The organism is Streptomyces sp. 4F14 (assembly GCF_048159485.1).
Taxonomy (GTDB): domain Bacteria; phylum Actinomycetota; class Actinomycetes; order Streptomycetales; family Streptomycetaceae; genus Streptomyces.
Map to the genome: position 1 here is coordinate 255,268 of NZ_JBLRVY010000003.1, position 26,581 is coordinate 281,848.

Below are 26,581 nucleotides of genomic sequence, written 5' to 3' on the forward strand. Positions count from 1 at the left end.
GGCGTCACTCGTTCCCGGCGGGCGGCGTCACCCCGTGCACGTGGACGTCCCTGCCGCCCGCGTAGGTGCCGCTGATGCTGACCCTGCCCTGCCCGGCCGCCACGGCACCCGAGCCGTGCACGTGCGTGCTGCCCTCGGCGGCGGACTCCTCCCCGAGCGCCCGCACCAGTTCGGCGAGCGTGCGCGCGAACTCGGGGTCGCTGCGCACGAGTTCTTCGAGGTGATCCTCGACGGCCCCCTGCCGCCGGGTGTTCTCCGGCTGCTCACGGAGCCGGTCGAGCGCCCCCTCGGCCACCGGATCGCCGCCGAAGCGCGCCGCGACCGCGTCCCACAGCCGGCGCACTCCATCGGCCACCGCCGAGTCGACGACGCCTCCTGCCACCTGCGCCGCGTAGTCGGCGAGCCAGCCGGCCACCGTGTTCAGGGCGAGCGGTTCCATACTCAGCAACCCCCGGGAACAGATCCTCGTCTCCAGGTGCAGTGTGAGTCCGGAAGACCGTCGACCGCTGGCCGGCGGCGCGATTTACGCATGCCTCGGACAGTTGAGGGAGCGCGCACTCCTTGGTGACGGCGTACGTCTTGCGCTCCGGACGAACGCCCGTTCGCCCGGAGCGGCCGCTGCCTCGTCAGATGTCCCGGAAGATCTCGATCTGCGCCCCGATCGAGTTGAGGCGTTCCGCGAGGTCCTCGTACCCCCGGTTGATGACGTACACGTTGCGCAGGACGGACGTCCCGTCCGCCGCCATCATCGCGAGGAGGACGACGACCGCCGGGCGCAGGGCGGGCGGGCACATCATCTCGGCGGCCCGCCAGCGGGTCGGGCCCTCGACCAGTACGCGGTGCGGGTCGAGGAGTTGGAGGCGGCCGCCGAGGCGATTGAGGTCGGTGAGGTAGATCGCGCGGTTGTCGTAGACCCAGTCGTGGATGAGGGTCTGGCCCTGCGCGACCGCCGCGATCGCCGCGAAGAAGGGGACGTTGTCGATGTTGAGGCCGGGGAACGGCATCGGGTGGATCTTGTCGATCGGCGCCTCCAGCTTGGAGGGCCGTACGGTCAGGTCCACCAGGCGGGTGCGGCCGTTGTCGGCGACGTACTCGGGCGTGCGGTCGTGGTCGAGGCCCATCTCCTCCAGGACCGCGAGCTCGATCTCCAGGAACTCGATCGGCACCCGGCGCACGGTGAGTTCGGACTCGGTGACGACGGCCGCGGCCAGCAGGCTCATCGCCTCGACCGGGTCCTCGGAGGGGGAGTAGTCGACGTCGACATCGATGTCCCGCACGCCGTGCACGGTCAGGGTCGTCGTACCGATCCCCTCGACCTTGACGCCGAGCGCCTCCAGGAAGAAACACAGGTCCTGGACCATGTAGTTGGACGACGCGTTGCGGATGACGGTGACCCCGCCGTGCCGGGCGGCGGCCAGCAGCGCGTTCTCCGTAACCGTGTCCCCGCGCTCGGTCAGCACGATCGGGCGGTCCGGGCGGACCGTCGGGTCGACGACCGCGTGGTACTGCCCCTCCGTCGCCGCGATGTCCAGCCCGAACCGGCGCAGCGCGATCATGTGCGGCTCGATCGTCCGCGTCCCGAGGTCGCAGCCGCCCGCGTACGGCAGCTTGAAGCGGTGCACCTCGTGCAGCAGCGGGCCGAGGAACATGATGATCGAGCGAGTGCGTACGGCCGCCTCCGCGTCGATCGCCGCGAGGTCCAGCTCGGCGGGCGGGACGAGTTCCAGGTCCACGCCGTCGTTGATCCAGCGGGCGCGGACGCCGATCGACTGGAGGACCTCCAGGAGGCGGTACACCTCCTCGATGCGGGCGACGCGGCGCAGGACCGTACGGCCCCGGTTCAGCAGCGAGGCGCACAGCAGGGCGACGCAGGCGTTCTTGCTCGTCTTGACGTCGATCGCGCCGGAGAGGCGGCGGCCGCCGACGACCCTCAAGTGCATCGGGCCCGCGTATCCCAACGAAACGATCTCGCTGTCGAGGGCCTCACCGATGCGGGCGATCATCTCAAGGCTGATGTTCTGGTTGCCCCGCTCGATCCGGTTGACAGCGCTCTGGCTCGTGCCGAGCGCTTCCGCCAGTTGGCTCTGTGTCCAGCCGCGGTGCTGACGGGCGTCACGGATGAGCTTGCCGATGCGTACGAGGTAGTCGTCTGCCATGAGGCTGAGGTTATCTCAGATATGAGATGCCGCCCGACGGGTGGACCGTTCGGGTGAACGAGGCGGCTCTGATCTGCCTTTATGGGCTTATGCCTGAAATGCCGTTACGGCTGTCGCGGTGCCGTGATCGGGTACCCCGATCCGGCGTCCTCTGACATCCTCGGCCGCATGCGTGTACTGGTGATCGGGGCGACGGGGACCATCGGGCGGGCGGTGTCGCAGGCGCTGGCGGGTGAGCACGAGGTTCTCCGCGCATCGAGGAGCGGGCCTTTGAGGGTGGACCTCGCGGATACGGCGACCTTGGACGCACTGTTCGAGGAGGCGGGTCCCCTCGACGCGGTCGTCTGCTGCGCGGCGAGCGGCCCTCTCGCCCCCCTGCTGGACCTGGCCGCCTTCCCCGACACCGCCTTCACCACCGCCCTCCACGGCAAACTCCTCGGCCAGATCGCCCTCACCCGCCGCGCGGCCGCCCACCTCCCCGACGCGGGCTCCGTCACCCTCACCTCCGGCACCTTCCCCGCCCCCCTCCCCGACGGCTCCCTCGGCGCCCTCGTCAACTCCGGCCTGGAGGGGTTCGTGGCCAACGCGGCGCACGAACTCCCGCGCGGGGTACGGCTGAACGCGGTGAGCCCGGGGTGGGTGGAGGAGACGCTGCGGGGCCTCGGCGACGAGACGACGGCCGGGACGCCTGTCGCCGAGGTGGCCCAGGCGTATGTGGACGCCGTCGAAGGGGTCATGACGGGGCGGGTGTTGAGGGTATGAGTGAAGCGGTGGAGGCACACGCCCGGGACGAGCGGTTCGTGGAGCTGGTGACGATGCTCGCCGTCTACCACCGGACCGGCCACCCCCTGGACGCCGGCCACTCCCTCCCCGTCACCCCCGAGGAGATCGCCTACCGCCGGGAACACGGCACGGAGGCGCTGGAGCAACTCTTCGATGACCACGCCCTGTTGCCGACGGATCCGCACCGGGAGTCGGTGGTGTGAGGGGCTGTCGCGGCTCGTTCCCTGATGGGTGACTGCCTCTGCTGCGGGGCGTGTTGTGGAGTGGCCGGGCTCAAGAGCCTGTCGTGGGCGGTGTGATGCGGGCGATCTTGCCCGTCTCCAGTGCCGTCCAGAGGGAGTTGTCGGGGCCGAGGGTGATGCCGTGGGGCTCGGAGGACGGGGTCGGCAGTGGGGTGGAGGTGATCTCGCCGGTCGGGGTGATCCGGCCGATCCGGTTCGCCGCCCACTCCGTGAACCAGTACGCGCCGTCCGGGCCGGCGGTGATCGCGTGCGGGCGTGCGGTGGGGTCGGAGAGGGGGAACTCCCTGATCTCGCCGGTGAGTTCGATGCGGCCGAGCTGACCCGCGCCGATCTCCACGAACCACATCGCGCCGTCCGCCCCGGCCGTGATGCCGACCGGCGCCGCGCCCGGCGTGGGCAGGTTGCGGACGGTCATCTCACCGTCGTAGGTCATCGCCCCGATCGCGTTCGCCTGGTTCAGCGTGAACCAGAGCCGGCCGTCCCCGCCCGCGGCGATCCCCGCCGGGAAGGCGCCGGCGAGGGGGAGCGGGAACTCGGTCACGTGCCCGTCGGGGGTGATGCGGGCGATGAGGTCGGCGTTCGCCTCCGTGCACCACAGGGCGCCGTCCGCGCCGGCGACGATGCCGAAGGGGCCCGCGTCCGGGGTCGGCAGCGGGAACGACGTCACCTCGCCGGTCACGGTGATCCGGCCCACCCGGTGTCCCTGGAACTCCGTGAACCAGAGCGCGCCGTCCGGCCCCGGCGTGATGACGGTCGGGCCGGTGCCGGGGGAGTCGAGCGGGTACGTGGTGATGTCGCCGTCCGGGGTGAGGCGGCCGATGTGCCCGCTGTGGACCATCGTGAACCACAGGGCGCCGTCCGGGCCGAGGGTGATGCCGTAGGGGCCGGACTTGGCGTCGGGGACGGGGAATTCGGTGATGTGGAGGGGCATGTGGGGTGATCGTAGGGGGAGTCGGGGGGCGCACGCTCGCGGTTATCCCGGGGCTCTCCCGAACCGCCTTGACCTCAAGCCGAGTTGAGTTCCTAACGTGCTGCTCCACCGACGACCAAGGAGATGCACGGCGATGATCCTCGTGACCGGCGCGACCGGAAACATCGGGCGGGCGCTGCTGAAGGAGCTGCGCGGCACGCCCTTCCGGGGCCTCACCCGCGACGCGGCCCACGCCGGGTTCCCCGAAGCCGTGGCCGGCGACCTCACCCGCCCCGAGTCCCTCGACTCCGCGCTGACCGGGGCCCGTTCACTGTTCCTGCTCCAGGGAACCGGCGCCGAGGAGGAGGTCCTCGTACGCGCCCGCCGCTCCGGCGTCGAGCACGTCGTGCTCGTCTCCTCGATCACCGTCGAGACGCACCCCCACCTTCCGGAGGCGCGGCGCAACCGCGCCGTGGAGGAGGCCCTCCGGGCGAGCGGCATGGAGTGGACGGTCCTGCGCCCCACCCAGTTCGCGTCGAACACCCTGTGGTGGGCGCCCGCGATCCGCGAACTCGGCGAGGTCCGTGCCCCCTACGCCGACACCGGCCTCCCCGCGATCCACCCGGCGGACATCGCGGCGGTCGCCCACCGCGCCCTGACGACCCCGGCCCACCGGGGCCGGACGTACGCGTTGACGGGCCCGGCCCGGGTCACCGTGCGGGAGCAGGTCGCGGACCTCGCGGACGTCCTCGGCCGCCCCCTCGCCCTCACCGAACTCAGCCGCGCCGAGGCCCACGACGCCATGACGGCGGCCATGGACCCGGGGACGGCGGACGCGATCCTCGACCTGACCGGCGGAGACGTCAACGACGGGCTCCTCAGGGTCCGCACGACGGTCCCGGAGGTCACCGGCGCCCCGGGACGGACGTACCGGCAGTGGGCCGAGGAGAACGCCGGCGCGTTCACGTGAGCGCGGTGACCAGCGACGCGAACGCCGCGAGGATGACGCCGAGGCGGATGTGGTGCAGCCGGCCCCAGCGGTCGAGCTGCCGCTTCCAGTCGGCGGGCCGGTTCTCGGGGGTCCAGGTCTTGTTCCGGTTGTTGATCGGGACGAGCAGGAGAACCGACATGACGACGCTGAGGAGCAGCAGCGCACCGGCGGCGGCGACGAGGCCGGCGCGGTCGGCGGCGGCCCAGATCCCGGTCAGGACGAGCGAGCCGACGTACCAGACCGGCATCACGGCGCCGAGCATCCGCCCGCCGTGGGCGTGCCCGAGCTGCCCGCTGTCCTCGGGCAGCGCGTCGAGGATCCGGTTCAGGACGAAGGCGACGGAGAACTCCACGCCCACCATGACGCCGACGACCACGATGGTGACGATCTCCAGTACGTCGAATACGTCGAACATGACGACCCCCTCTTTCTAGCGTTGCTAGCTGATGGGTCAACGCTAGACTTGCCACTGCTTGATTGTCTAGCACTGCTAGGATCGAGGTATGTCGGTACAGGAACGCAAACAACGGGAGCGCGCCGAGCGCGAGCGCCTCATCGTGGCGACGGCCCGCGAACTCGCCGAGCGGCAGGGCTGGGACGCGGTCACCACCCGCCGCCTCGCCGAGAGCATCGAGTACAGCCAGCCCGTCCTCTACGGCCACTTCCGCGGCAAACGCGAGATCATCGGCGCCGTCGCCCTCCAGGGCGCCACGGAGCTGGCCGCGGCCGTACGGGCCGCGACGGCCGCGGCGGACGGCCCGCGCGCCCGTGTGTACGCCCTGGCCCGCGCCTACCTCGACTTCGCCGAACGCAACCCGGCGGTCTACGACGCGATCTTCCAGCTCGACGGCGGCCTGCCGTACGCCCGCGACGACACCCCGGAACCCCTGAAGGACGCCTTCGCCGCCCTCCTGGAGTCCCTGGGCGAGGCCGCGGGGGAGGGGGTCGCCGCGGGACTGTTCACCGAGACGTTCTGGGCGGCCCTGCACGGAGTGGCGACCCTGACCCGCTCGGGCCGCCTGCCTCCGGAGCACACGGAAGCGCGCCTGAAGCTGCTGGTGGACCGGCTCGCCCTGACATGACGGGCCTCACCGCCCCCCGGGCATGACCAACCAGCCCCCATGTACTAGAGTTATCTCGACATCGAGATATCTGCCGAAGGCGTACCGGAGCCGCCCCCTCTAGTAAGGGTTACCTAACTTAGCCCTACCTTAGCGGATCGGCCAAGTAGGCGTGGCGGCAGGATGCGGTGGTACGCGCACATCAATGAAGGAGACTGTCGTGTCGGCGAACAGCTTCGACGCCCGCGCCACGCTCAGCGTGGGCGACGAGTCGTACGAGATCTTCCGGCTGGACAAGGTGGAAGGCTCGGCTCGCCTTCCGTACAGCCTGAAGGTCCTGCTGGAGAACCTGCTCCGCACGGAGGACGGCGCGAACATCACCGCCGACCACATCCGCGCCCTCGGCGGCTGGGACTCGCAGGCCCAGCCCAGCCAGGAGATCCAGTTCACCCCGGCCCGCGTGATCATGCAGGACTTCACCGGTGTCCCCTGTGTCGTGGACCTCGCCACCATGCGTGAGGCCGTCGCGGCCCTCGGCGGCGACCCGGCGAAGATCAACCCGCTCTCCCCGGCCGAGATGGTCATCGACCACTCCGTCATCGCCGACAAGTTCGGCACCAACGACGCGTTCAAGCAGAACGTCGACCTGGAGTACGGCCGCAACAAGGAGCGCTACCAGTTCCTGCGCTGGGGCCAGACCGCGTTCGACGACTTCAAGGTCGTCCCCCCGGGCACCGGCATCGTCCACCAGGTCAACATCGAGCACCTGGCCCGTACGGTCATGGTCCGTAACGGCCAGGCGTACCCCGACACCCTCGTCGGCACCGACTCGCACACCACGATGGTCAACGGCCTCGGTGTGCTCGGCTGGGGCGTCGGCGGCATCGAGGCCGAGGCCGCGATGCTGGGCCAGCCGGTCTCGATGCTCATCCCGCGCGTCGTCGGCTTCAAGCTGACCGGCGAGCTGCCCACCGGCACCACCGCGACCGACCTGGTCCTCACGATCACCGAGATGCTGCGCAAGCACGGCGTCGTCGGCAAGTTCGTGGAGTTCTACGGCGAGGGCGTCGCCGCGACTTCGCTGGCCAACCGCGCCACCATCGGCAACATGTCGCCGGAGTTCGGCTCGACCGCCGCGATCTTCCCGATCGACGCCGAGACGATCAACTACCTGCGCCTGACCGGCCGTTCGCCCCAGCAGCTCGCGCTCGTCGAGGCGTACGCCAAGGAGCAGGGCCTCTGGCTGGACCCGCAGGCCGAGCCCGACTTCTCCGAGAAGCTGGAGCTGGACCTCTCGACGGTCGTCCCGTCGATCGCCGGCCCCAAGCGCCCGCAGGACCGCATCGTCCTCGCGAACGCCGCCCAGCAGTTCGCCTCCGACGTCCTCAACTACGTCGACACCGCCGACGAGGCGGGCAAGGAGTCCTTCCCGGCCTCCGACGCCCCGGCCGCCACCAACGGCGTCCCGTCCAACCCGGTCACCGTGACCGCCCCCGACGGCTCGACGTACGAGATCGACCACGGCGCCGTCACCGTCGCCGCGATCACCTCCTGCACCAACACCTCGAACCCGTACGTCATGGTCGCCGCCGCGCTCGTCGCGAAGAAGGCCGTGGAGAAGGGTCTGACCCGCAAGCCGTGGGTCAAGACCACGCTCGCGCCGGGCTCCAAGGTCGTCACGGACTACTTCGACAAGGCCGGTCTGACGCCGTACCTCGACAAGGTCGGCTTCAACCTGGTCGGTTACGGCTGCACCACCTGCATCGGCAACTCAGGACCGCTGCCGGAGGAGGTCTCCAAGGCCGTCAACGACCATGACCTCGCGGTGACTTCGGTCCTCTCCGGCAACCGGAACTTCGAGGGCCGCATCAACCCCGACGTCAAGATGAACTACCTCGCCTCCCCGCCGCTGGTCGTCGCGTACGCCATCGCCGGCTCGATGAAGGTGGACATCACCAAGGACGTCCTCGGCACCGACCAGGACGGCAAGCCCGTCTACCTGGCCGACATCTGGCCCTCCGAGACCGAGGTCAACGACGTCGTCGCGAACGCGATCGGCGAGGACATGTTCGCCAAGTCCTACTCCGACGTCTTCGCCGGCGACCTCCAGTGGCAGTCGCTGCCGATCCCGACCGGCAACACCTTCGAGTGGGACGCGGAGTCGACGTACGTCCGCAAGCCCCCGTACTTCGAGGGCATGACGATGGAGACCACGCCGGTCACCGACATCGCCGGCGCCCGCGTCCTCGCCAAGCTCGGCGACTCGGTCACCACCGACCACATCTCCCCGGCCGGTGCCATCAAGGCCGACACCCCGGCCGGCAAGTACCTCACGGAGCACGGCGTCGAGCGCCGCGACTTCAACTCCTACGGCTCCCGCCGAGGCAACCACGAGGTCATGATCCGCGGCACGTTCGCCAACATCCGCCTGCGCAACCAGATCGCGCCGGGCACCGAGGGCGGCTACACCCGCGACTTCACCCGGTCCGATGAAGGTGCGCCGGTGTCGTTCATCTACGACGCCTCGCAGAACTACCAGGCCGCCGGCACCCCGCTGGTCATCCTGGGCGGCAAGGAGTACGGCTCCGGCTCCTCCCGAGACTGGGCCGCCAAGGGCACCGCGCTCCTCGGCGTCAAGGCCGTCATCACCGAGTCGTACGAGCGCATCCACCGCTCGAACCTCATCGGCATGGGCGTCCTCCCGCTCCAGTTCCCGGCCGGCCAGAACGCCGACTCCCTCGGCCTCACCGGCGAGGAGACCTTCTCCATCACCGGCGTCACCGAGCTGAACGACGGCACGACCCCGGCCACGGTCAAGGTCACCACCGACACGGGCGTCGAGTTCGACGCGGTCGTCCGCATCGACACCCCCGGCGAGGCGGACTACTACCGCAACGGCGGCATCATGCAGTACGTCCTGCGCAGCCTGATCCGCAAGTAAGGCTCACCGCAAGGCAGTTGGGCCCTTCTTTACGGGCTTGAGGGCCGTATCCCCGAATGTCGGGGGTGCGGCCCTTCCGCCGTATCCGCCCCGTTACATCGCCCCGCCTCAGCTCGACCACAGGCTTCCCCCAGCCGACCGGGACAAGATCGGGACATGACGCTCCGTACCCGCCTGCTCCTCCTCGTCGGCGCGATGCTGGCGATCGTCTGTACGGCGATGGCGCTGACGACCGTCTTCGTCCAACGCGCCTACCTGCTCGGCGACCTGGACGACCGCGTCACGGCAGCCGCCGAACAGGGCGCCGCCCCTGCCGGGCTCCTCGCCGCCCGCACGGACGGCACCGGCCGCGTCCTCGCCGCGCACGTCACCGGACACGGCGACCTCACCCCCGTACAGCGCGAGGCGCTCACCGGCATCACGCCCGACGGCGGCAAGCACACGCGTACGGTCCCCGGCCTCGGCGACTACCGCCTCACGGCACCCGGCGGCAACGTCCTCACCGGCCTCCCCCTGCGCGACGTCCAGAACACCATCCGCGGTCTCCTCCTCATCGAGGCGACCGTCGCGGCGGTCGGCCTGACGGCGGCGGCGTGCGGCTGCGCGCTGGTGATACGCCGTCAACTCCGGCCCCTGGACAGGCTCCTGGCGACAGCGGCGGGGGTGTCCCGCACACCGCTCACCGAGGCGGGCCAACTCGCCACCGCCCTCGACCGGTTGACCGCGGAGAGGCGGCACACCGAGGAACGCATGCGGCGCTTCCTCGCCGACGCGAGCCACGAACTCCGTACGCCGCTCGCCTCGATCTCCGGGTACGCGGAGCTGATGAGCCGGGACGCCGGGTTCATGCCTGCGGAGTTGGCGTGGGGGAGGGTGAGCGCGGAGTCGGCGCGGATGACGGGGCTGATCGAGAACCTGCTCCTGCTGGCGCGCTTGGACGAGGGGCGTTCGCTGGAGAAGGCGGAGGTGGACCTCGCGGGGGTGGTGACGGAGGCGGTGTGGAAGGCGCGGACCGAGGGGGAGGGGCATGAGTGGGAGCTCGAACTCGGGGCGGGGGAGGGGGTGTTGGTCCTGGGGGACGAGGCGAGGCTGCACCAGGTGGTGACGCAGCTCCTGACGAACGCGCGGGTGCATACGCCGGTGGGGACGCGGGTGACGGTGAGCGTGGGGGTGGCGGGGAGCGTCTGCGTGATCCGGGTGCGGGACGCGGGCCCGGGGATCCCGCGGAGTCTTCTGCCGGGGGTGTTCGACCGCTTCACGCGGGGGGATGCGTCGAGGGCGCGGGCGCATGGGGCGCAGGTGGGTTCGGGTCTGGGTTTGGCGGTGGCAGCGGGGATAGTCAGGGCCCATGACGGCGTACTCACGGTCCAAAGCGAGCCAGGCCGAACGGAGTTCACGATCGAACTACCGTTGGTGAGGGAAACTTCCGGGGCTGTCAAAGTGGCAGTGGAGCAGCCTACCTAGGGGCGCGGGGCTGTACCCATATGCGGCTACCGCCGCGCGAGCGCGACCAGCCACAATGCACCCGCAGTCGCCGAATTAGCTTCACCCCCGTTTACATAGGCGCCCGGCAGCGCTACCTTCCGCACAGGTGGGGTGGGAGCGCTCCCACCGGTGGACCGGAACCCATCGAGGATCGCCCCACCCCATACCCGCACAGCCGTACAGAAAGGACGGCTCCATCACCATGTCCCCCACGCCCGCGCATGGCATGATCACGACAAACTTATCGAAGTATCTCCGCACCCGCCCCCTCCTCCTCGTCCTCTTCTCCTTCCTCGCCGTCATCCCCGCCCTCGGTCTGATCGTCTCGACCGGCGGCAAGGCGGAGGCCCACGGCACACCCATGAAGCCCGGCAGTCGCACCTTCCTGTGCTGGCAGGACGGCCTGACGGACACCGGCGAGATCAAGCCCATCAACCCGGCGTGCAGAAACGCCCAACAGGTCAGCGGGACGACGCCGTTCTACAACTGGTTCTCCGTCCTGCGCTCGGACGGCGCCGGCAGAACCCGGGGCTTCGTCCCAGACGGCCAGCTGTGCAGCGGCGGCAACACGAACTTCACCGGCTTCAACGCACCCCGCAACGACTGGCCGCTCACCCACCTGACGGCCGGCCGCACGATGGCCTTCTCGTACAACGCCTGGGCCGCACACCCGGGTTGGTTCTACCTCTACGTCACGAAGGACGGCTTCGACCCCACGAAGACCCTCACGTGGGACGACATGGAGTCGACGCCGTTCCTCAGCGTCGACCACCCGGCGCTCAACGGCTCCCCGGGCACGGTCGAGGCCAACTACTCCTGGAGCGGCGCGCTTCCCGCGAACAAGTCGGGCCGCCACATCATCTACATGGTCTGGCAGCGCTCGGACAGCGCGGAGACCTTCTACTCCTGCTCCGACGTCGTCTTCGACGGCGGCAACGGCGAGGTCACCGGCATCCACGAGCCGGGCAACCCGAACGAGCCCGTGCCGGGCACCTGCACCGCAACCCGCCGGACGACGGGCAGCTGGAGCGGCGGCTACCAGTCCGAGGTCACCGTCACCAACTCCGGCAACGTCCCGATGCTCGGCTGGATGGTCAACTGGACGCTGGCCTCCGGGCAGAAGGTGGACAGCCTCTGGAACGGCGCGGCCACCTATACCGGCCAGGACGTCATGGTCCACAACGCGGGCTGGAACGGCTCGCTGAGTCCGGGGCAGAGTACGACCTTCGGGTACGTCGTCACCGGGGCCAACGCGGACAGTACGACGTCCTTGCCCTGTCGCGTCGGCTGAGCAACTGGTCGGACAGCTGGGGCGCTCCGAGCGGACCCGGTGGCATCGAGCCGTGTGCCACCGGGTCCGCGATCCGGACGGGCCCCAGGGGGGGGAGGGGGCCGTCCGGGGAGGTCCCCCGGCGTCCGGACGACGACACGGAGCTGGGGGAGTGCGGGTCGGCAACGTCATCGGTGGATAACGTTGTCGAGGAGGTTGTGCTTGTACTGTACAGCCTCAACTGCCGGTTAAGTCAAATGAGTTGACGTGCCCTGGGGTCGGGCGGCCGGGTGCCGTCCGACCCCGTTCCGGTGTCAGCCGGCCGCCTGGCTCCGGCGCCGGACGACGAAGTATCCGGCGCCCGCCGCGACGATCACACCGGCGCCGATCGCGGCCCAGGTCCCGCCGGACATGCCGCCGTTGTCGTCCTTCTCAGCGGCCACCGGGGACGTGGAGGGGGCCGGGGTGTTCTCGGGGGTGCTCGGCGTGGGTGTGGGGGTGGGAGTGTTCTGGACCAGCGCCGCCGCCTTCAGCTTCAGGACCGGGGCCGGGTTTCCGCTGTGGGAGTGGTCGCCCTCCTCTTCCTTCTTGCCCGGCTCCTCCAGCTCGATCCAGCGGTCGATCTTGCCGTCGCCGTAGGTCTGGAGGGTCTTGAAGACCAATTCCTCCGCGTCCGGCAACTGCTTGACGGTGACCGAGACTTCGGCGTCCTCGCCGACCGGGAGGGGGGCGCCCTTCACCGCGAAGCCGTCCGAGGTCGCCGTGAGCGCCCAGCTCTTGGGGCCGCTCGCGAACGTGACGTCGGACGGGGCGATGCCCTTCGGGAGGACCACGCGGACTTCCTTGATGCCGGCGGTCGCCGACTCCGACTCGGCGGACCAGGTCAGCTCGACGTTCTGGGCGAGGGCCTGGGGGTTGTCGGCCTTCACCTCCACGTGGGCGGCTGCGGAGTGGGCGGTGAGGAGGACGAGGGTGGTGGCGGCGAGGGTGGTGAGGGTTTTCCTGAGCATGGTTGGGGTTCTCCAGGCAGAGTTGCAGTGCGGATCGGCTCAATTGCCGTCCGGGGGAGGTCAGTTGGCGTGAGCTGACTTGGCTGCTGGAGGGCCTCTGCGGACGACGACATGTGCGAGTGTCATGCCGCCGGCGCGGTGGGGGAGGGGGTTGGTGAGAGGGGGAAAGACCTGTGCATCAGGGGCGGTGGGGGTGAATCGCGTCAGTGCTCTGAGAGCGGCGGTGCGGTGCCGTATGCCTCGGGTGAGCCGCCAGACGACTCGATCCGCGCGTTGGAGCAGGGCGGCGACAAGCAGGGCGGCGAGGGCATGCCCGGCGGTCATGGTCCAGGAACTGTGCGCTTCCGGGGCATGGTGGGCGTGCCCGCTGGTGTGGTGGCCTGCCGCCAGCCACTGATGCAGCCCGCCTTGAGCGAGAGCGCAGGCGAGCGCGACGACAGGGAGGGACCGGGGGCGCCGGACGCCCAGCAGTCCGAGCACGAACAGCACAGCCGCGCCGACCAACACGCGCTGCCAGTGGGGTGGTTCCTCGGCGATGAGGTGGTGAGCAGTTCCCCCCAGGGCGGCGCCAACCACAGCAAAGAGCCCGGCACGAGCTATAGGTACCGGCGCGTCAGCGCCGTACCTCAGGGGCGCGGGGCTGCATCTATTTGCAGCTCCGCTGCGGGGCGCGAGCAACCACGACGAACCCGCAGCCGACCGCCAACCCCACCGAATCTCACCCATGTCCCGCCCATCATGGAGCACTCACTCTCCACATGGATACGCATCAACTCACCCCACCCCCTCAAACACCCCCGCCAACCACTCCAACTGCAAGGCGACATGCACCGCGTCCCCACCCTCATGCCCGTTGTACGCGTACGTATGAATCTCCCGCCGGGGCTCCGAACCCCCCACCTCCCCGTACCGATTGAACGCGGCGAACGCCCCACTCGGCGGACACACCCGGTCCCGCAACCCCGTCCCGAAATGCGCATGGGCCCGAGCCCGCCGGGCGAACGAGACCCCGTCCACATAGGACAGCGTCCGATACGCGGCCGCCTCGACTCCCCGATGCACAGCCAGATACGCGGCGATCTCCCCATAGGGCCCCGCATCCGTGAGATCCAACGCCCGCCGAACCCCACACAGCAACGGCGCGGTCACGAGCGCGGCGACAAGGTCGGGCACCAACCCGGCGACGGCCAACGCCAGCCCTCCACCCTGGCTGTTCCCGACGACGGCGACCCGACCCGCATCGACACCGGGCAACGTACGTACCGCCTCCACGGCCCGCACCGCATCGGTGATGAGCCGCCGGTAGTGGTACTGGTACGGATCGAGCAGCCCCCGTACGACAACTCCCGGCCCACCGGCGACAGCCGGCCCGAGGTCGAGGGTCCCGACGCCACCGCTCCCGTAGCTGTCCCCCTGGGCCCGGTTGTCCATGAGCAGGTGCGCGTAACCCGCGTTGACCCAGGTGAGCCGCTCGTGGGCGAGCCCCCGCCCGCGCCCGTACCCGGCGTATTCGACGACGGTGGGCAGCGGGTCGGTGAGACCGGCGGGCCTGCTGTACCAGGCCCGTACGGGATGCCCCCCGAAGCCGGGGAACGTGACGTCCCAGGTCTCCGTCAGCTTCAGCCCGTTGCGCACGGGCTCGGTGCGGACCCGCAACGGCACCTCGGCGGCGGCCTTCAGCGTCTCGTGCCAGAACGAGTCGAAGTCGGCGGGCTCGTCCAACGGCGGCCGGAACGACTCCAGTTCAATCAGCGGCAGATCGAACGCACCCACGGCGACACCTCGCAGGATTCGGTTACGGAAGGGAAACTTGCGGAGCTGGGAAGGGCCGGACGTCCCTGTTCTACCCCCTCGCCGACGGTTCCAACGCACCACCGCTTCCTCAGGAATCTCCTGCATGACCCATTGACAGCGGTTTCTACGTGCCCATAAGTTGCCGCGAAGTTACCGGTAAGAGCTCGAAAGTTTCGGTTCCGCGTCCCCGCTCCGGGAGGCCCGAGCATGAGCACCTCCACCACGTCGGCGCCCCCGCCGGGCACCCAGGACCCGCCACCCCCGAAGTCCCCGGGTGGCACGAAGTACCCGTCCGCGCGCCGCAGTTGGCGCCGGGCGCTGCGGCGCGACTGGCAGTTGTACTCGCTGGTGGTCCTGCCGCTGCTGTTCTTCCTGGTCTTCCGCTATCTGCCGATGATCGGGAACGTCATCGCGTTCCGCCGGTTCGAGCCGGGCGGCTCGATCCTGGGCGAGCAGTGGGTGGGGCTGCGCTATGTGCGCATGTTCCTCACCGATCCGACCTTCTGGCAGGTCTTCCGCAACACCTTGTGGCTGGGCCTGCTGACCCTCGTCTTCTGCTTCCCGATCCCGATCGTGCTGGCGCTGCTTCTCAACGAGGTGCGCCGCACCGCGCTGAAGCGGTTCGTGCAGTCGGTGTCCTATCTGCCGCACTTCCTGTCGATCGTGATCGTCGCCGGTATCACCATGCAGATGCTCGCGACCGACGGGCCGGTCAACCACGTCCTGGGCTGGCTCGGGCACGATCCGATCCGGTTCATCCAGGAACCCGAGTGGTTCCGGACGGTGTATGTCGGCTCCGAGATCTGGCAGACCGCCGGCTGGGGCACGATCCTCTACCTCGCCGCGCTCACCACCATCGACGACGACCTGTACGAGGCCGCCCGCATCGACGGCGCCAACCGCTGGCAGCAGATCTGGCACGTCACGCTGCCCGGGATCCGGCCCACGATGATCACGCTGCTGATCCTCAACATCGGCACGTTCATGGCGGTCGGCTTCGAGAAGATCCTGCTGCTGTACAACCCGCTGACCTATCCGACCGCCGACGTCGTCTCGACCTACCTCTACCGGGCCGGTGTCGAGTCCAACAGCTTCAGCTACGCGGCGGCCATCGGCCTGTTCGAGGCGGTCATCGGGCTCGTCCTCATCACCTCCGCGAACCAGCTCTCGCGCCGCACAGTGGGGACCAGCCTGTGGTGAGCAAGGTCAGGGTACGCACCTCGGTCAACCAGCCGACGCGCGGCTACCGCGTCTTCCAGGGCGTCAACGGCGTGATCCTCACCGGCGTCGTCGTCCTCACGCTGTACCCGTTCCTCAACATCGTCGCCCGCTCCTTCAGCGGCGAGCGCGAGATCCGCTCCGGCCAAGTCACCCTGTGGCCCAAGGGATTCGACCTCACGACGTACCGCATCGTCATCAACGACTCGACGTTCTGGCGCAGTTACGGCAACACCGTCCTGTACACGGTCGTCGCCACCGCCGTCGCCATGGTCCTGACGACCTGTTACGCCTACGTCCTGTCCAAGAGGAACCTCAAAGGGCGCGGATTCCTCGTCGGCGTCGCCGTGTTCACGATGTTCTTCTCCGGCGGTCTCATCCCCAACTACGTCCTCATCACCAGCCTCGACCTGAAGAACTCCGTGTGGGCCATCGCCCTGCCCAACGCCATCAGCGTCTTCAACCTGCTGGTGATGAAGGCGTTCTTCGAGTCCCTGCCGAGCGAGCTGGAGGAGGCCGCCCAGATCGACGGGCTCAGTACGTACGGCATCCTGCTGCGCGTCGTGCTGCCGCTGTCCAAGGCCGTCGTCGCGACGATGATCCTGTTCTACTCGGTGTCCTTCTGGAACTCCTGGTTCCAGGCGTTCCTGTACATGGACCGGACCGACCTCATGCCGGTCACCGTCTATCTGCGCAACATCATCGCGGGCGCCACCGGGGCCTCCAACGCCGGCGCCACCACGGAGCAGGGGACACAGGTCGCGGCCTCCATCCAGGCCGTGACGATCGTGCTCACCTCGCTGCCGATCCTGTGCGTGTACCCGTTCGTCCAGCGCTACTTCGTCTCGGGCGTGATGCTCGGCGCGGTCAAGGGCTGACCGCCCCCACCTCCCAAGGAGTATCCGGTGAAGAAGAACTCCCGCCCCAACGCAGGCCAGTTGTCACGCCGTCAGATCCTGGCCGCCGCCGGGTTCGTCGGCCTCGCCACCCTCACCGGCTGCGGCAGCGGCGACGACGGCGGCGACTCCAAGGACCTCTCGAAGAAGCAGAACGGCGCGATGGAGGACTTCCGCGTCGGCCAGCAGTTCAAGGCGGCCAAGCCGCTGTCCTTCGACGTCCTGCACAACGACAACCCGGCCTACCCGATGAAGTCGAGCTGGCTGTTCTGGAAGGAGCTGACCCGGCGCACCGGCGTCACCCTCAAGCCGATCTCGGTGCCGCTCAGCGACTACGAGAAGAAGCGCAGCCTCCTCATCGGCGCGGGCGACGCGCCCTTCCTCATCCCCAAGACGTACCACCCCGCCGAGGCCGCCTTCGTCTCCTCCGGCGCGATCCTCCCCGTCAGCGAGTACGTCCACCTGATGCCCAACTTCCAGGACAAGGTGAAGAGATGGAAGCTTGAGCCCGAACTCGACGCGATCCGCCAGGCCGACGGCAACTACTACCTGCTGCCCGGCCTGCACGAGAAGCTCAAGTCCGGCTACTCCATGGCCTTCCGCACGGACGTCCTCCACAAGCACGGCCTCGCCCTGCCCACCACCTGGGACGAGGTCTACACCGTCTTCAAGGCGCTGAAGACCGAATACCCCGACCGCTACCCCTTCTCCGACCGCTGGAACGTCAACACCCCGTTCCCGCCAGGGGCGTTCTTCGGCTACCTCGGGCAGGCGTACGGCGTCCAGGCCGGCTGGTCCTACGACAACCTCAGCTGGGACGCCGCCAAGAAGCAGTTCGTCTTCACCGGCGCCCGGGACGAGTTCCGCCAGATGATCGAGTTCGTCGCCAAGCTGGTCTCCGAGAAGCTCATGGACCCCGAGAGCTTCACCCAGACCGACGACAACGCGCAGCAGAAGCTCCTCGCCGAGAAGTCCTTCGCGATCAGCGCCAACCCCCAGGTCCTGGTCCAGGAGTACCGCTACAACCTGACCAAGCAAGTCCGGGGCGCCACCATCGAGATGGTCCCCGTGCCGCTCGGCCCCGCCGGGCCCGTCGTCCTCGGGGGCGGCCGGCTGGAGAACGGCCTCATGATCTCCAGCAAGGCCCTCAAGAGCGACGACTTCGTGGCCATGATGCAGTTCGTCGACTGGCTCTGGTACTCCGACGAGGGCCAGCGCTTCTCCAAGTGGGGCGTCCAGGGCACGACTTACACCTACAGCGGCGGCCAGTACAAACTGGAGCCCGGTATCTCCCTCATGGGCTCGATCCCCGACGCCCCGAAGGACCTCCAGAAGGACTTCGGCTTCTTCAACGGCGTGTTCACCTACGGCGGCAGCTGGGCGCTGGTCTCCTCGAACTTCAGCCCCGACGAGAAGAAGTTCCAGGACGCGATGGCCCAGCGCAAGGAACTCCCCGTCGCTCCCGCCCACCCCCTCGAATCCTTCGAGCAGGAACAGGCCACCCTCTGGGACACCCCCCTCAAGGACCACGTCGGCCAGAACGCCCTCCAGTTCGCCCTGGGCAAGCGCCCCCTGTCCGAATGGGACTCCTACGTCTCGGAGCTGAAGGCCAAGAACATGGACCAGCTCGTCGCCCTGCACAACAAGGCGTACGAGCGCTACCGGAAGGACCACGGGTGATCCGCGTCCCCGCCGAGCCCCTCGGTCCCTTCTCCGACGCCTGGCGCCACTGCGTCGGCACCGGACGGACCGAACTCGCCCTGCGCCGCGACTACTTCGACTCCCTGAAGCTGGTCCAGCGCGAGATCGGCTTCCGGCACATCAGGGGCCACGGCCTGTTCGGCGACGGCATGGGCGTCGTCCGCCCCTACGAACACCGGGACACCCGGGGTCTGCACCACAACTTCACGTACGTCGACCAGGTCATCGACTCCTACCTGGAGCTCGGCATCCGCCCCTTCCTCGAACTCGGCTTCATGCCCGAGGAGTTGGCCTCCGGCTCCCAGACGATCTTCTGGTGGAAGGGCAACGTCACCCCGCCCCGCTCCCACACCGAGTGGGCCGCCCTGGTCCGGGCCACCCTCACCCACCTGATCGACCGCCACGGCCTCGACGAGGTCCGCACCTGGCCCATCGAGGTCTGGAACGAACCCAACCTCGACAGCTTCTGGGAGAACGCCGACGAAAAGGCGTACCACCAGCTCTACGAGGTAACCGCCCATGCCGTGAAGGAGGTTGACGCCAGCCTTCAGGTGGGCGGCCCGGCGATCTCGCCCGGCGCCGACGAATGGCTGCCCCGCTTCGCCGAGTTCGCCGACCGCAACGACGTCCCCCTCGACTTCGTCTCCCGGCACGCCTACACGTCGGGCCCGGCCCAGCGCGTCCCGTTCACCTCGTACCAGACCCTCGCACCGGCCTCCGGCCTCCTCGACCAGTTCGCCACCCCGCGCCGCCAGCTCGACGGCACCCGGTACGCCGAACTCCCCGTCCACATCACCGAGTTCAACTCCTCCTACTGCCCCGACAACCTCATCCACGACACCGCCTTCAACGCCGCCTACCTCGCCCCCGTCCTCGCGGAGGGCGGCGAGCTGGCCGACTCCTTCTCCTACTGGACGTTCAGCGACATGTTCGAGGAGGCGGGCGTCCCCACGGCCCTCTTCCACGGCGGCTTCGGCCTCTTGACGCACCGTCAGATCAAGAAGCCGACGTTCCACCTGTACGCGTTCATGTCCCGCATGGGCCCCGACCTCCTGTCGAGGGGCGACCACCACTTGGTCACCCGCCATCCCGACGGCCGGGTAACTCTCTTGGCCTGGGCCCCGGTCGACCCCACGGGGGAGACCTTGGGCCCGACCCACCACGAGGTCCACCTCTCGATCCCGCTGCGTGGGGCAGAGGCATTCGTACGCCGCTCCACCGTGGACGAGGACCACGGCAACGCGTACACCGCATGGCGGGAGATGGGCAGCCCCCGCTCCCCGAAACAGGGCCAGTTGGACATGCTGCACGAGGCGGCGGAACCGTCCCGCACCCACTTCCGCCTCCCCCTCGCAGAGGGCCGCGCGGACCTGCGCCTCACACTGGCCCGCAACGAAGTGACGCTGGTGGAGCTGGCGCCGGTGGTGGACGAGAGCTTCGATTGGTGGGACGAGGGACGGCTGTTGGGGAGGACAAATGAGCGCTGACGCTCAACTGCGGCCGCGCAGCGCCGCTCAGGGGCGCGGGGCTGTATCTATTAGCGGCTCCGCCGCGGGGCGCGACCAGCCCCCCACAACCCGCACCCGGGACTTCGGCAGTGGACCCCTCTCAAAAGCCGCCGCCCTCATCCACACCCTCCTGACCACAGAAGCGCTACTCCTCACCACCGCAGCCCCGGGCCTGATCCCTCTCTTCCTCGTGGGCCCCACCCCCCTCGCCGCCCTCTTCCTCCTCCCCCTCGGCCCCGCCACCTCCGCCGCCCTCTACGCCCTCCACCACCGCGGCACCGACCTCACCGACCTCCACCCCACCCGCCTCTACCTCCAGGGCCTGCGCGCCAACACCCTCCCCGCGCTGAAACTCTGGACCCCCCTCCTGGCCTGGCTGACGGTAACCGCCTTCACCCTCACCCACTTCCAGGCCACCGGCCTCCCCGCCTGGTGGGCCCTGATCATCGCGGCGACCGCCCTCACCACCCTCCTGTGGGGCGCCCACGCCCTGGTCCTCACCTCCCTGTTCACGTTCCGCGCGAGGGACACGGCCCGCCTGGCCGCGTACTTCCTCCTGCGCCGCGCCAAGGTCACCCTGGGCGCCCTCTCCCTGCTGATCCTGACCGGCGCGATGACGGCCCTGCTCACCGAGGCCCTCCCCGCCCTGCTCGCGGCGCCCCTGCTCCTCTCCCTGCTCCACACCGCCCGCCCGGTGATCGCCGAGACGACGGAGGACTTCACCGCATGACCGACAGGATCCGGTACGGCGGCGACTACAACCCCGAGCAATGGCCGCGGGAGGTCTGGACGGAGGACCACCGTCTGTTCGGCGAGGCCGGCATCGACACGCTCACCGTCGGCGTGTTCATCTGGTCCCTGACCCAACCGGTCGAGGACACCTACGACTTCACGGTCCTGGACGACATCCTGGACCGCGCGGCGGCGGAGGGCAGAAGCGTCTGCCTGGCGACCGGCACCGCCGCCCTGCCTCCGTGGCTCGCGAAGAAGTACCCGGAGGTCAACCGCACCGACTTCGAGGGCCGCCGCCACCGCTACGGCCAGCGCCACAACTTCTGCCCCAGCTCCCCGGCGTACCGCCGCCTCTCGACGGCGATGGCGTCCCGCCTGGCCGAACGCTACGCGACCCACCCGGCGTTGCTGGCCTGGCACATCAACAACGAGTACGGCGGCGCCTGTTACTGCGACCTGTGCGCGGACGCGTTCCGGGACTGGCTGAAGGCGCGGCACGGCACCCTCGACGCCCTCAACGACGCCTGGTGGACGACTTTTTGGTCCCACCGCTACACCGACTGGGCCGAGATCGAACCCCCGAGCGCGCTCACCGAGCACTGGCGGGGCCCCGACCACACCGCGTTCCAGGGCATCACCCTGGACTACCAGCGGTTCATGACCGACGCCCTCCTCGGCTGCTTCACGGCGGAGAAGGCGGCGATCCGGGAGCACGACCCGGAGACCCCGGTGACGACGAACATGATGGGCACCTACCGCCCCCTGGACTACCACCGCTGGGCCCCGCACCTCGACTTCGCGTCCTGGGACAACTACCCGCCCCTGGACGCCCCGCCGACCCGCCCGGCCCTCGCGCACGACCTGATGCGCGGCCTCAAGGACGGCGCCCCCTTCTGGCTGATGGAACAGACCCCGTCCACGACGGCGTGCCGCGACGTCAACCCCCTGCACCGCCCCGGCGAACTCCGCCTCGCCACCTGGCAGGCGGTCGCGCACGGCGCCGACGCGGCCCTGTACTTCCAGATGCGCGCCTCCCGGGGCGCCTGCGAGAAGTACCACGGCGCCGTCATCGGCCACGCCGGCCGCGACGACACCCGTACGTTCCGCGAAGTCGCCGCCCTGGGCCGGGAGTTGGCCGACCTCGGCGACCTCACCCTGGGCGCCCGCACCCCCTCCCGCACCGCGCTCCTCTTCGACTGGGACAGCTGGTGGGCCCTGGAGCTGTCCGACGGCCCCTCCCGCCTCGTCCGCTACCTGGACGTCGTCCACGCCTACTACCGCGCCGCCCGCGAGGCCGGCGCGGACGTCGACGTCGTCCCCGTCACCGCCGACCTCACCCCGTACGACGTCGTCCTCGCCCCCGCCCTCCACCTCGTCAAGGGCGACCTGGCGGCCCGCCTCGAAGAGGTCGCCGAGCGCGGCGGGACCGTGCTCGCGACGTTCCTGTCCGCCCGCTCCGACGAACACGACCGCGCCTTCCTCACCGACCTTCCCGGCCCCCTGGCATCCCTCCTGGGTATCAGGATCGACGAGTGGGACTCCCGTCCCCCGGAGGTCGTACAACCCGTAGTACTTCCGGACGGCCCCGAGTCACAGGCCCGCCTGGTCTTCGAGATCGTCCAGCTCAGAGGCGCCGAACCCGTGGCCCCGTACGGCGCGGACTTCTACGCCGGTACACCCGCGGTCACCCGCAACCGCTTCGGTGAACGGGGCGGCGAGGGCTGGTACGTCGCCACAGCCCTCGACCAGCCCGGCGTCGACCACGTCGTCCGTCTCGTCCTCGCCCGCCACCACCTCATCGGCCCCTACGCCGACCACCCCGCCGTCGAGACCGCCACCCGCGTCACCGAGGACGGCACCCCGCTCCTCTTCCTCCTCAACCACGCCCGCGAGACAGCCGAGTTGACCGCCCACACCACCACGACCGACCTCCTCACCGGCAAACGGGTCGAGGCAGGCTCCCCCCTCATCCTCGACCCGCTCGGCGTCGTGGTCCTCAAGGCCGATCAGTAGCCGATCAGTAGACGACCCGCCCCCGCTCGTCGGCGATCCCCGACTTCCGGAAGAAGTACGTGTTCACCTGATCCCGCCACTCCCGGGCGCTGCGCACCTGCTCCTCGAACCGCTCCACCCCCCGCGCGAACCGCTCCGGATCCACCACCCCCTTGAGGCCCGCCCACACCCGGCGGGCCTCCTCCGCCTCCTCGACCCCCTCGAAGTGCGTGTCGTAGATGTGCTGGATCACGGTCTTCCCGCTCTTCAGCACATGCCCGTACGGCACATGGTGGAAGAACAGCAGCAGTTCGTCCGGGCAGCTCTCCACCGACTCGTACACCGACGCCCACGGCTCCCCGTACTGCCCCGCGTAGCCCGTCCCGGTCGCCACGCTCCGGTCCACCCCCACCCCGTCCCGGTCGGCGAAGTGGTAGGTCCCCCAGGGGCTGTACTCGTACCCGTCGACACTCGGCCCGTAGTGATGCCCCGGCTGCACCATGAACCCCACCCCGAGCGGCGCCGTGTACTTCTCGTACGTCGCCCAGGACGTGGCCAGAATCGACCGCAGCTCCGCCAACGGCCCGGCCCCGTAGGTCAGTCGGATCCACTCGTCCAGGATGTCCAGCGGCTCGGCATCCGGCTGCCACGCCAACCGGCCGAACGTGTACAGGTTCGCCTGCGCCAGCGGATGCCCCGTCCAGAACGGATCGTCCCCCACGTTCGACACCGCGATCAGCTCGGCCGCCAACTCCCCGACGGACGGCCCCTGTTCACCCGTCGGCCGGAACCTCAGCACCTCGCTCCACATCGGCCCCAGCCAACAGGCGTGCCGCTGCTGCCCGGTGTACTCCTGGGTCGCCTGCACCTCCACCGCGAACCGCGTCCGGGGCAGCGCCCCCAGCACCGGCGACACCGGCTCCCGGGTCTGGAAGTCCATCGGCCCGTGCTTCACCTGGAGCACCGCGCCCTCGGCGAACTCCCCGTCCAATGGCGCGAAATGGTCGTACGCGGCCCGCGCCCGGTCCGTCGAGCGGTCCCGCCAGTCCTGCCGGTGGTCGTACACGAACGCCCGCCAGTGCACCGTCCCCCCGAACGGCGCGAGCGCGGCGGCCAGCATGTTGGCGCCGTCCGCGTGCGAGCGCCCGTAGGCGAACGGCCCCGGCTGCCCCTCGGAGTCCGCCTTCACCACGAACCCCCCGAAGTCCGGGATCGCGTCGTACACCCCCCGCACGGCCCCGGCCCACCACTCCCGCACCCCCGCGTCCAGCGGATCGGCGGTCTCCAGCCCACCCAGCACGATCGGCGCCGCGAACGTCACCGACAGATGCGTACGGATCCCGTAGGCCCGCAACACGTCGGCCACGAAGGCGACTTCACCGATCCGCTCGGTCAGCAGCCGCGCCTCCACCGCGTGCACGTTGACGTTGTTCACGGCGACCGCGTTCACCCCGCAGGCCGCGAGCAGCCGCGCGTACGCCCGCACCCGCGCAGCGTCCCCCCGGGCCCGCCCGTCCGCCCAGAACACCGACCCGCCCGCGTACCCCCGCTCCACCTGCCCCATCACCGGGTGCACGGCCACGTTGTCCCAGTGGTCCACCATCCTCAACGGCAGCGCGGGGGAGTGGAGTTCACTGCGCGCCGGCCCGCTGAACGCGCCCTCGCCGAGCCGCACGACGTGAAAGAGCCCGTGGAGCAGCCCGGCCCCGCCGGACGCGGTGACCGAGGCGCGGGAGCCGTCGAAGGCGAACGTGAACTCCTCTCCGGAGCCCACGAGTTCGCCGGACGCCCCGAGTTCGCCGAGTTCCAGCAGCAGGTCGTACACCTCCGAAGCGCCCCCCGAAGCAACCCCCTGCGCGACCGCCTCCCCACCGAACCGCCCGCAAGCCGCCCGCACCTCCTCCCGCACGGTCTCCACCAGCCCCCCGCCCCCGCGCACGCACACCCGCCGGACCCCCACCGCCCGGAACGCCTCCGGCGGCAGCCACGCGGCATCGAGGCGGTCGAGACTCTCGGACGACGGCATGAATCCCCCAACTCGGCGGCTCGCACGGACCACCACGATCGGGTGAAACCGCTTGCCCCGCCGGGGCCTCCCGACCGCTCGGACACCCCGGACCGGACAACGTTTTCCCCTGGGTGGTACGGGAATCAGTAGGTGGTCAAGTGGCCTGTGATGTCAAGGACGTTCACTGGGGAAAGCGCTTGTGGCGGCGCGAATTCGACGGTCCGATGCGGAGCGGGCCGTTCGGATTTCCGCGAGGTCTCAACTTGGAAAACAGGCTTGACCAACCTTGCATTCGATCTTGCTCCTGCCCCGGGAAATGGACTATACCTGTCGGCGTTTCCTGCACGACCCTGCTTGACCCGACGCGGCCCCGGAGCTGATCCGGTGCCGCCCTGAGTCCTGGAGAAGGCGAGGACTTGAGCATGGGATCCACATCCGCAGAAAGCCGGGGACCGGCAGGCGTCGGCCGCCGCACGATGATCCGGACGACCGCAGCGCTCGGGCTGGTCTCCGCACCGGCGCTGTCGTTCCTGACCTCCTGCGCCAGCAGTGGCGGCGACAGCGAGGAGAAGGCGAAGACCGGCACCAAGACCGCGAAGAACCCGCTCGGCGTCGACGAGTCGGCGAACCTGGAGTTCGTCCTGTTCGACGGCGGCTTCGGCACCCAGTACGCCAAGGACGCGGTCGCGTCGTACGAGAAGGCGTTCCCCAAGGCCAAGGTCAAGTTCTCGGCCACCCAGAAGATCCAGTCCGTCCTACAGCCCCGCTTCAACCAGGGCACCCCGCCCGACCTGATCGACAACTCGGGCGCCGAGCAGATGGACATGGGCATCCTGTCCAGCAAGAAGCAGCTCACTGACCTCACCCCGCTGCTCGACGCCCCGTCCTACGACGACCCGAACAAGAAGGTCCGCGACACCCTGCGCCCCGGCATCGTCGAGATGGGCCAGCTCGACGGCGCCCCGGTGTGGATCATGTACTACGCCTACACGGTGTACGGCGTCTGGTACTCGCAGAAGGCGCTGGACGCCCTCGACTCGGCGTACCCGGAGACCTGGGACCAGATGCTCGCGGTCTGCGAGAAGGCCAAGAAGAAGGGCATGGCGGGCTGGACGTACGCGGGCAAGTACCCGTACTACCTGCCCTTCTCGCTCTACCCGATGATCGGCAAGGTCGGCGGCCGCGAGGCCCTCGACGCGATCGACAACCTGGAGCCGAACGCCTGGAAGCACCCGGCGGTCAAGACCTGTTTCGAGGCGTACTACGAGCTGTACAAGAAGGGTTACATCCTCAAGGGCACCCCTGGTCTGGACCACATCCAGTCGCAGACGGCGTGGGCGCAGGGCAGGGCGCTGTTCATCCCGAACGGCTCCTGGGTCGAGAACGAGTCGGCGAACGTCATCCCCGCGGACTTCAACCTGGCCGTCTCCGCGCCGACCGGCATCGACGCCTCCGACAAGATGCCCTTCGGCACGATCTGGGCCTCGGGCGGCGAGCCGTTCATCGTCCCCGCGAAGGCGGCCAACGCCCTCGGCGGCATGGAGCAGCTGCGGATCATGCTGAGCGAGGCGGCGTCCCGGAACTTCACCTCCAAGGTCAAGTCGCTCAGCGCGTTCAACGGCGGCACCGACGGGATCACCCTCACCCCGGGCCTCAAGTCGGGCGTCGCCGCGCTCCAGAAGGCCGGCGACAACGTCCTCAACCCGCGGCTCCAGGACTGGTACGTGAAGCTCCAGAAGGAGCAGATCGGGGTCTCCGGGCTCGGCGAGATGATGGCCGGACGGCTCACCCCGGTCGAGGCGATCAACAAGATCCAGGGATACGCCGACGCCGCCGCGAAGGACACGTCCATCAAGCACTACAAGCACCAGTAAAGGCAGCGG

General features: G+C 69.4%; 22 protein-coding genes. 14 read left to right on the forward strand and 8 right to left on the reverse strand.

Going from position 1 to position 26,581, the window contains the following annotated elements:
* Positions 1-4: 4 nt before the first annotated feature.
* Together ACLZOT_RS05895 and ACLZOT_RS05900 are read right to left on the reverse strand one after the other, a co-directional pair.
* On the reverse strand, positions 5-439 hold the full coding sequence (locus ACLZOT_RS05895) for a hypothetical protein (RefSeq protein ID WP_416967646.1): 435 nt from the start codon (positions 437-439) through the stop codon (positions 5-7).
* Positions 440-626: 187 nt separating this feature from the next.
* Positions 627-2,156, reverse strand: coding sequence for a helix-turn-helix domain-containing protein (locus ACLZOT_RS05900; RefSeq protein WP_416967647.1), 1,530 nt, complete (start codon positions 2,154-2,156; stop codon positions 627-629).
* Positions 2,157-2,324: 168 nt separating this feature from the next.
* Here ACLZOT_RS05900 and ACLZOT_RS05905 point away from each other — a divergent pair, with 168 nt between their 5' ends.
* The gene (locus ACLZOT_RS05905) at positions 2,325-2,918 is read left to right on the forward strand and encodes a short chain dehydrogenase (RefSeq protein WP_416967648.1); all 594 of its coding nucleotides are present in this window, start codon (positions 2,325-2,327) and stop codon (positions 2,916-2,918) included.
* Positions 2,915-3,142: a suppressor of fused domain protein gene (locus ACLZOT_RS05910; RefSeq protein ID WP_416967649.1), complete on the forward strand. Its 228-nt coding sequence runs from the start codon at positions 2,915-2,917 to the stop codon at positions 3,140-3,142. The genes ACLZOT_RS05905 and ACLZOT_RS05910 overlap by 4 nt, the downstream gene beginning before the upstream one ends.
* A gap of 70 nt (positions 3,143-3,212) precedes the next feature.
* On the opposite strand, the gene ACLZOT_RS05915 is transcribed toward ACLZOT_RS05910, so the two are convergent.
* Positions 3,213-4,112 carry a virginiamycin B lyase gene (locus ACLZOT_RS05915; RefSeq protein ID WP_416967650.1) on the reverse strand — a complete coding sequence of 300 codons (900 nt, stop codon included), beginning with the start codon at positions 4,110-4,112 and terminating at the stop codon, positions 3,213-3,215.
* 133 nt (positions 4,113-4,245) lie between these two features.
* On the opposite strand from ACLZOT_RS05915, the gene ACLZOT_RS05920 reads away from it, so the two are divergent.
* Positions 4,246-5,061 (forward strand): SDR family oxidoreductase, encoded by an 816-nt coding sequence (locus ACLZOT_RS05920; RefSeq protein ID WP_416967651.1) that lies wholly within the window; start codon positions 4,246-4,248, stop codon positions 5,059-5,061.
* Here the strand turns inward: ACLZOT_RS05920 and ACLZOT_RS05925 are convergent.
* Positions 5,054-5,497 carry an anthrone oxygenase family protein gene (locus ACLZOT_RS05925; protein ID WP_416967652.1) on the reverse strand — a complete coding sequence of 148 codons (444 nt, stop codon included), beginning with the start codon at positions 5,495-5,497 and terminating at the stop codon, positions 5,054-5,056. The genes ACLZOT_RS05920 and ACLZOT_RS05925 overlap by 8 nt on opposite strands.
* Before the next feature lie 88 nt (positions 5,498-5,585).
* Here ACLZOT_RS05925 and ACLZOT_RS05930 point away from each other — a divergent pair, with 88 nt between their 5' ends.
* The 4 genes from ACLZOT_RS05930 (at position 5,586) to ACLZOT_RS05945 (ending at position 11,860) form a co-directional block, all read left to right on the forward strand.
* Complete coding sequence (locus ACLZOT_RS05930; protein ID WP_416967653.1) at positions 5,586-6,164, forward strand: TetR/AcrR family transcriptional regulator; 579 nt, start codon at positions 5,586-5,588, stop codon at positions 6,162-6,164.
* A gap of 199 nt (positions 6,165-6,363) precedes the next feature.
* A complete protein-coding gene (gene acnA, locus ACLZOT_RS05935; RefSeq protein ID WP_416967654.1) occupies positions 6,364-9,084 on the forward strand; it encodes an aconitate hydratase AcnA in 2,721 nt (906 codons plus the stop codon).
* A 156-nt stretch (positions 9,085-9,240) separates the two neighbouring features.
* Positions 9,241-10,548 (forward strand): sensor histidine kinase, encoded by a 1,308-nt coding sequence (locus ACLZOT_RS05940; RefSeq protein WP_416967655.1) that lies wholly within the window; start codon positions 9,241-9,243, stop codon positions 10,546-10,548.
* A gap of 247 nt (positions 10,549-10,795) precedes the next feature.
* A complete protein-coding gene (locus tag ACLZOT_RS05945) occupies positions 10,796-11,860 on the forward strand; it encodes a lytic polysaccharide monooxygenase auxiliary activity family 9 protein (RefSeq protein ID WP_416967656.1) in 1,065 nt (354 codons plus the stop codon).
* 293 nt (positions 11,861-12,153) lie between these two features.
* Here the strand turns inward: ACLZOT_RS05945 and ACLZOT_RS05950 are convergent, their stop codons facing one another.
* The 3 genes from ACLZOT_RS05950 to ACLZOT_RS05960 form a co-directional block, all read right to left on the reverse strand.
* Positions 12,154-12,849: a DUF1775 domain-containing protein gene (locus tag ACLZOT_RS05950; RefSeq protein ID WP_416967657.1), complete on the reverse strand. Its 696-nt coding sequence runs from the start codon at positions 12,847-12,849 to the stop codon at positions 12,154-12,156.
* Between the two features lie 60 nt (positions 12,850-12,909).
* Entirely contained in the window at positions 12,910-13,425 is a 516-nt protein-coding gene (locus tag ACLZOT_RS05955; RefSeq protein ID WP_416967658.1) for a hypothetical protein, read from the reverse strand.
* A gap of 198 nt (positions 13,426-13,623) precedes the next feature.
* Complete coding sequence (locus ACLZOT_RS05960; protein ID WP_416967659.1) at positions 13,624-14,622, reverse strand: acetylxylan esterase; 999 nt, start codon at positions 14,620-14,622, stop codon at positions 13,624-13,626.
* A gap of 228 nt (positions 14,623-14,850) precedes the next feature.
* Between ACLZOT_RS05960 and ACLZOT_RS05965 the strand changes: the two genes are divergently transcribed.
* The 6 genes from ACLZOT_RS05965 to ACLZOT_RS05990 are packed head-to-tail and all read left to right on the forward strand — an operon-like array spanning position 14,851 to position 22,711.
* Entirely contained in the window at positions 14,851-15,843 is a 993-nt protein-coding gene (locus tag ACLZOT_RS05965) for an ABC transporter permease (protein ID WP_416967660.1), read from the forward strand.
* Entirely contained in the window at positions 15,840-16,739 is a 900-nt protein-coding gene (locus ACLZOT_RS05970; RefSeq protein ID WP_416967661.1) for a carbohydrate ABC transporter permease, read from the forward strand. Before ACLZOT_RS05965 ends, ACLZOT_RS05970 begins: the two co-directional genes overlap by 4 nt.
* A 27-nt stretch (positions 16,740-16,766) precedes the next feature.
* The gene (locus tag ACLZOT_RS05975) at positions 16,767-18,437 is read left to right on the forward strand and encodes an extracellular solute-binding protein (RefSeq protein ID WP_416967662.1); all 1,671 of its coding nucleotides are present in this window, start codon (positions 16,767-16,769) and stop codon (positions 18,435-18,437) included.
* A complete protein-coding gene (locus ACLZOT_RS05980) occupies positions 18,434-19,945 on the forward strand; it encodes a GH39 family glycosyl hydrolase (protein ID WP_416967663.1) in 1,512 nt (503 codons plus the stop codon). Before ACLZOT_RS05975 ends, ACLZOT_RS05980 begins: the two co-directional genes overlap by 4 nt.
* Positions 19,935-20,696: a hypothetical protein gene (locus ACLZOT_RS05985; protein ID WP_416967664.1), complete on the forward strand. Its 762-nt coding sequence runs from the start codon at positions 19,935-19,937 to the stop codon at positions 20,694-20,696. The genes ACLZOT_RS05980 and ACLZOT_RS05985 overlap by 11 nt, the downstream gene beginning before the upstream one ends.
* On the forward strand, positions 20,693-22,711 hold the full coding sequence (locus tag ACLZOT_RS05990) for a beta-galactosidase (RefSeq protein WP_416967665.1): 2,019 nt from the start codon (positions 20,693-20,695) through the stop codon (positions 22,709-22,711). The genes ACLZOT_RS05985 and ACLZOT_RS05990 overlap by 4 nt, the downstream gene beginning before the upstream one ends.
* Before the next feature lie 4 nt (positions 22,712-22,715).
* Here ACLZOT_RS05990 and ACLZOT_RS05995 read toward each other — a convergent pair whose 3' ends face one another.
* Entirely contained in the window at positions 22,716-24,716 is a 2,001-nt protein-coding gene (locus ACLZOT_RS05995; RefSeq protein ID WP_416967666.1) for an alpha-glucuronidase, read from the reverse strand.
* Between the two features lie 404 nt (positions 24,717-25,120).
* Here ACLZOT_RS05995 and ngcE point away from each other — a divergent pair, with 404 nt between their 5' ends.
* Positions 25,121-26,572 (forward strand): N-acetylglucosamine/diacetylchitobiose ABC transporter substrate-binding protein, encoded by a 1,452-nt coding sequence (gene ngcE, locus ACLZOT_RS06000; protein ID WP_416967667.1) that lies wholly within the window; start codon positions 25,121-25,123, stop codon positions 26,570-26,572.
* The last annotated feature ends 9 nt before the right edge of the window (positions 26,573-26,581 follow it).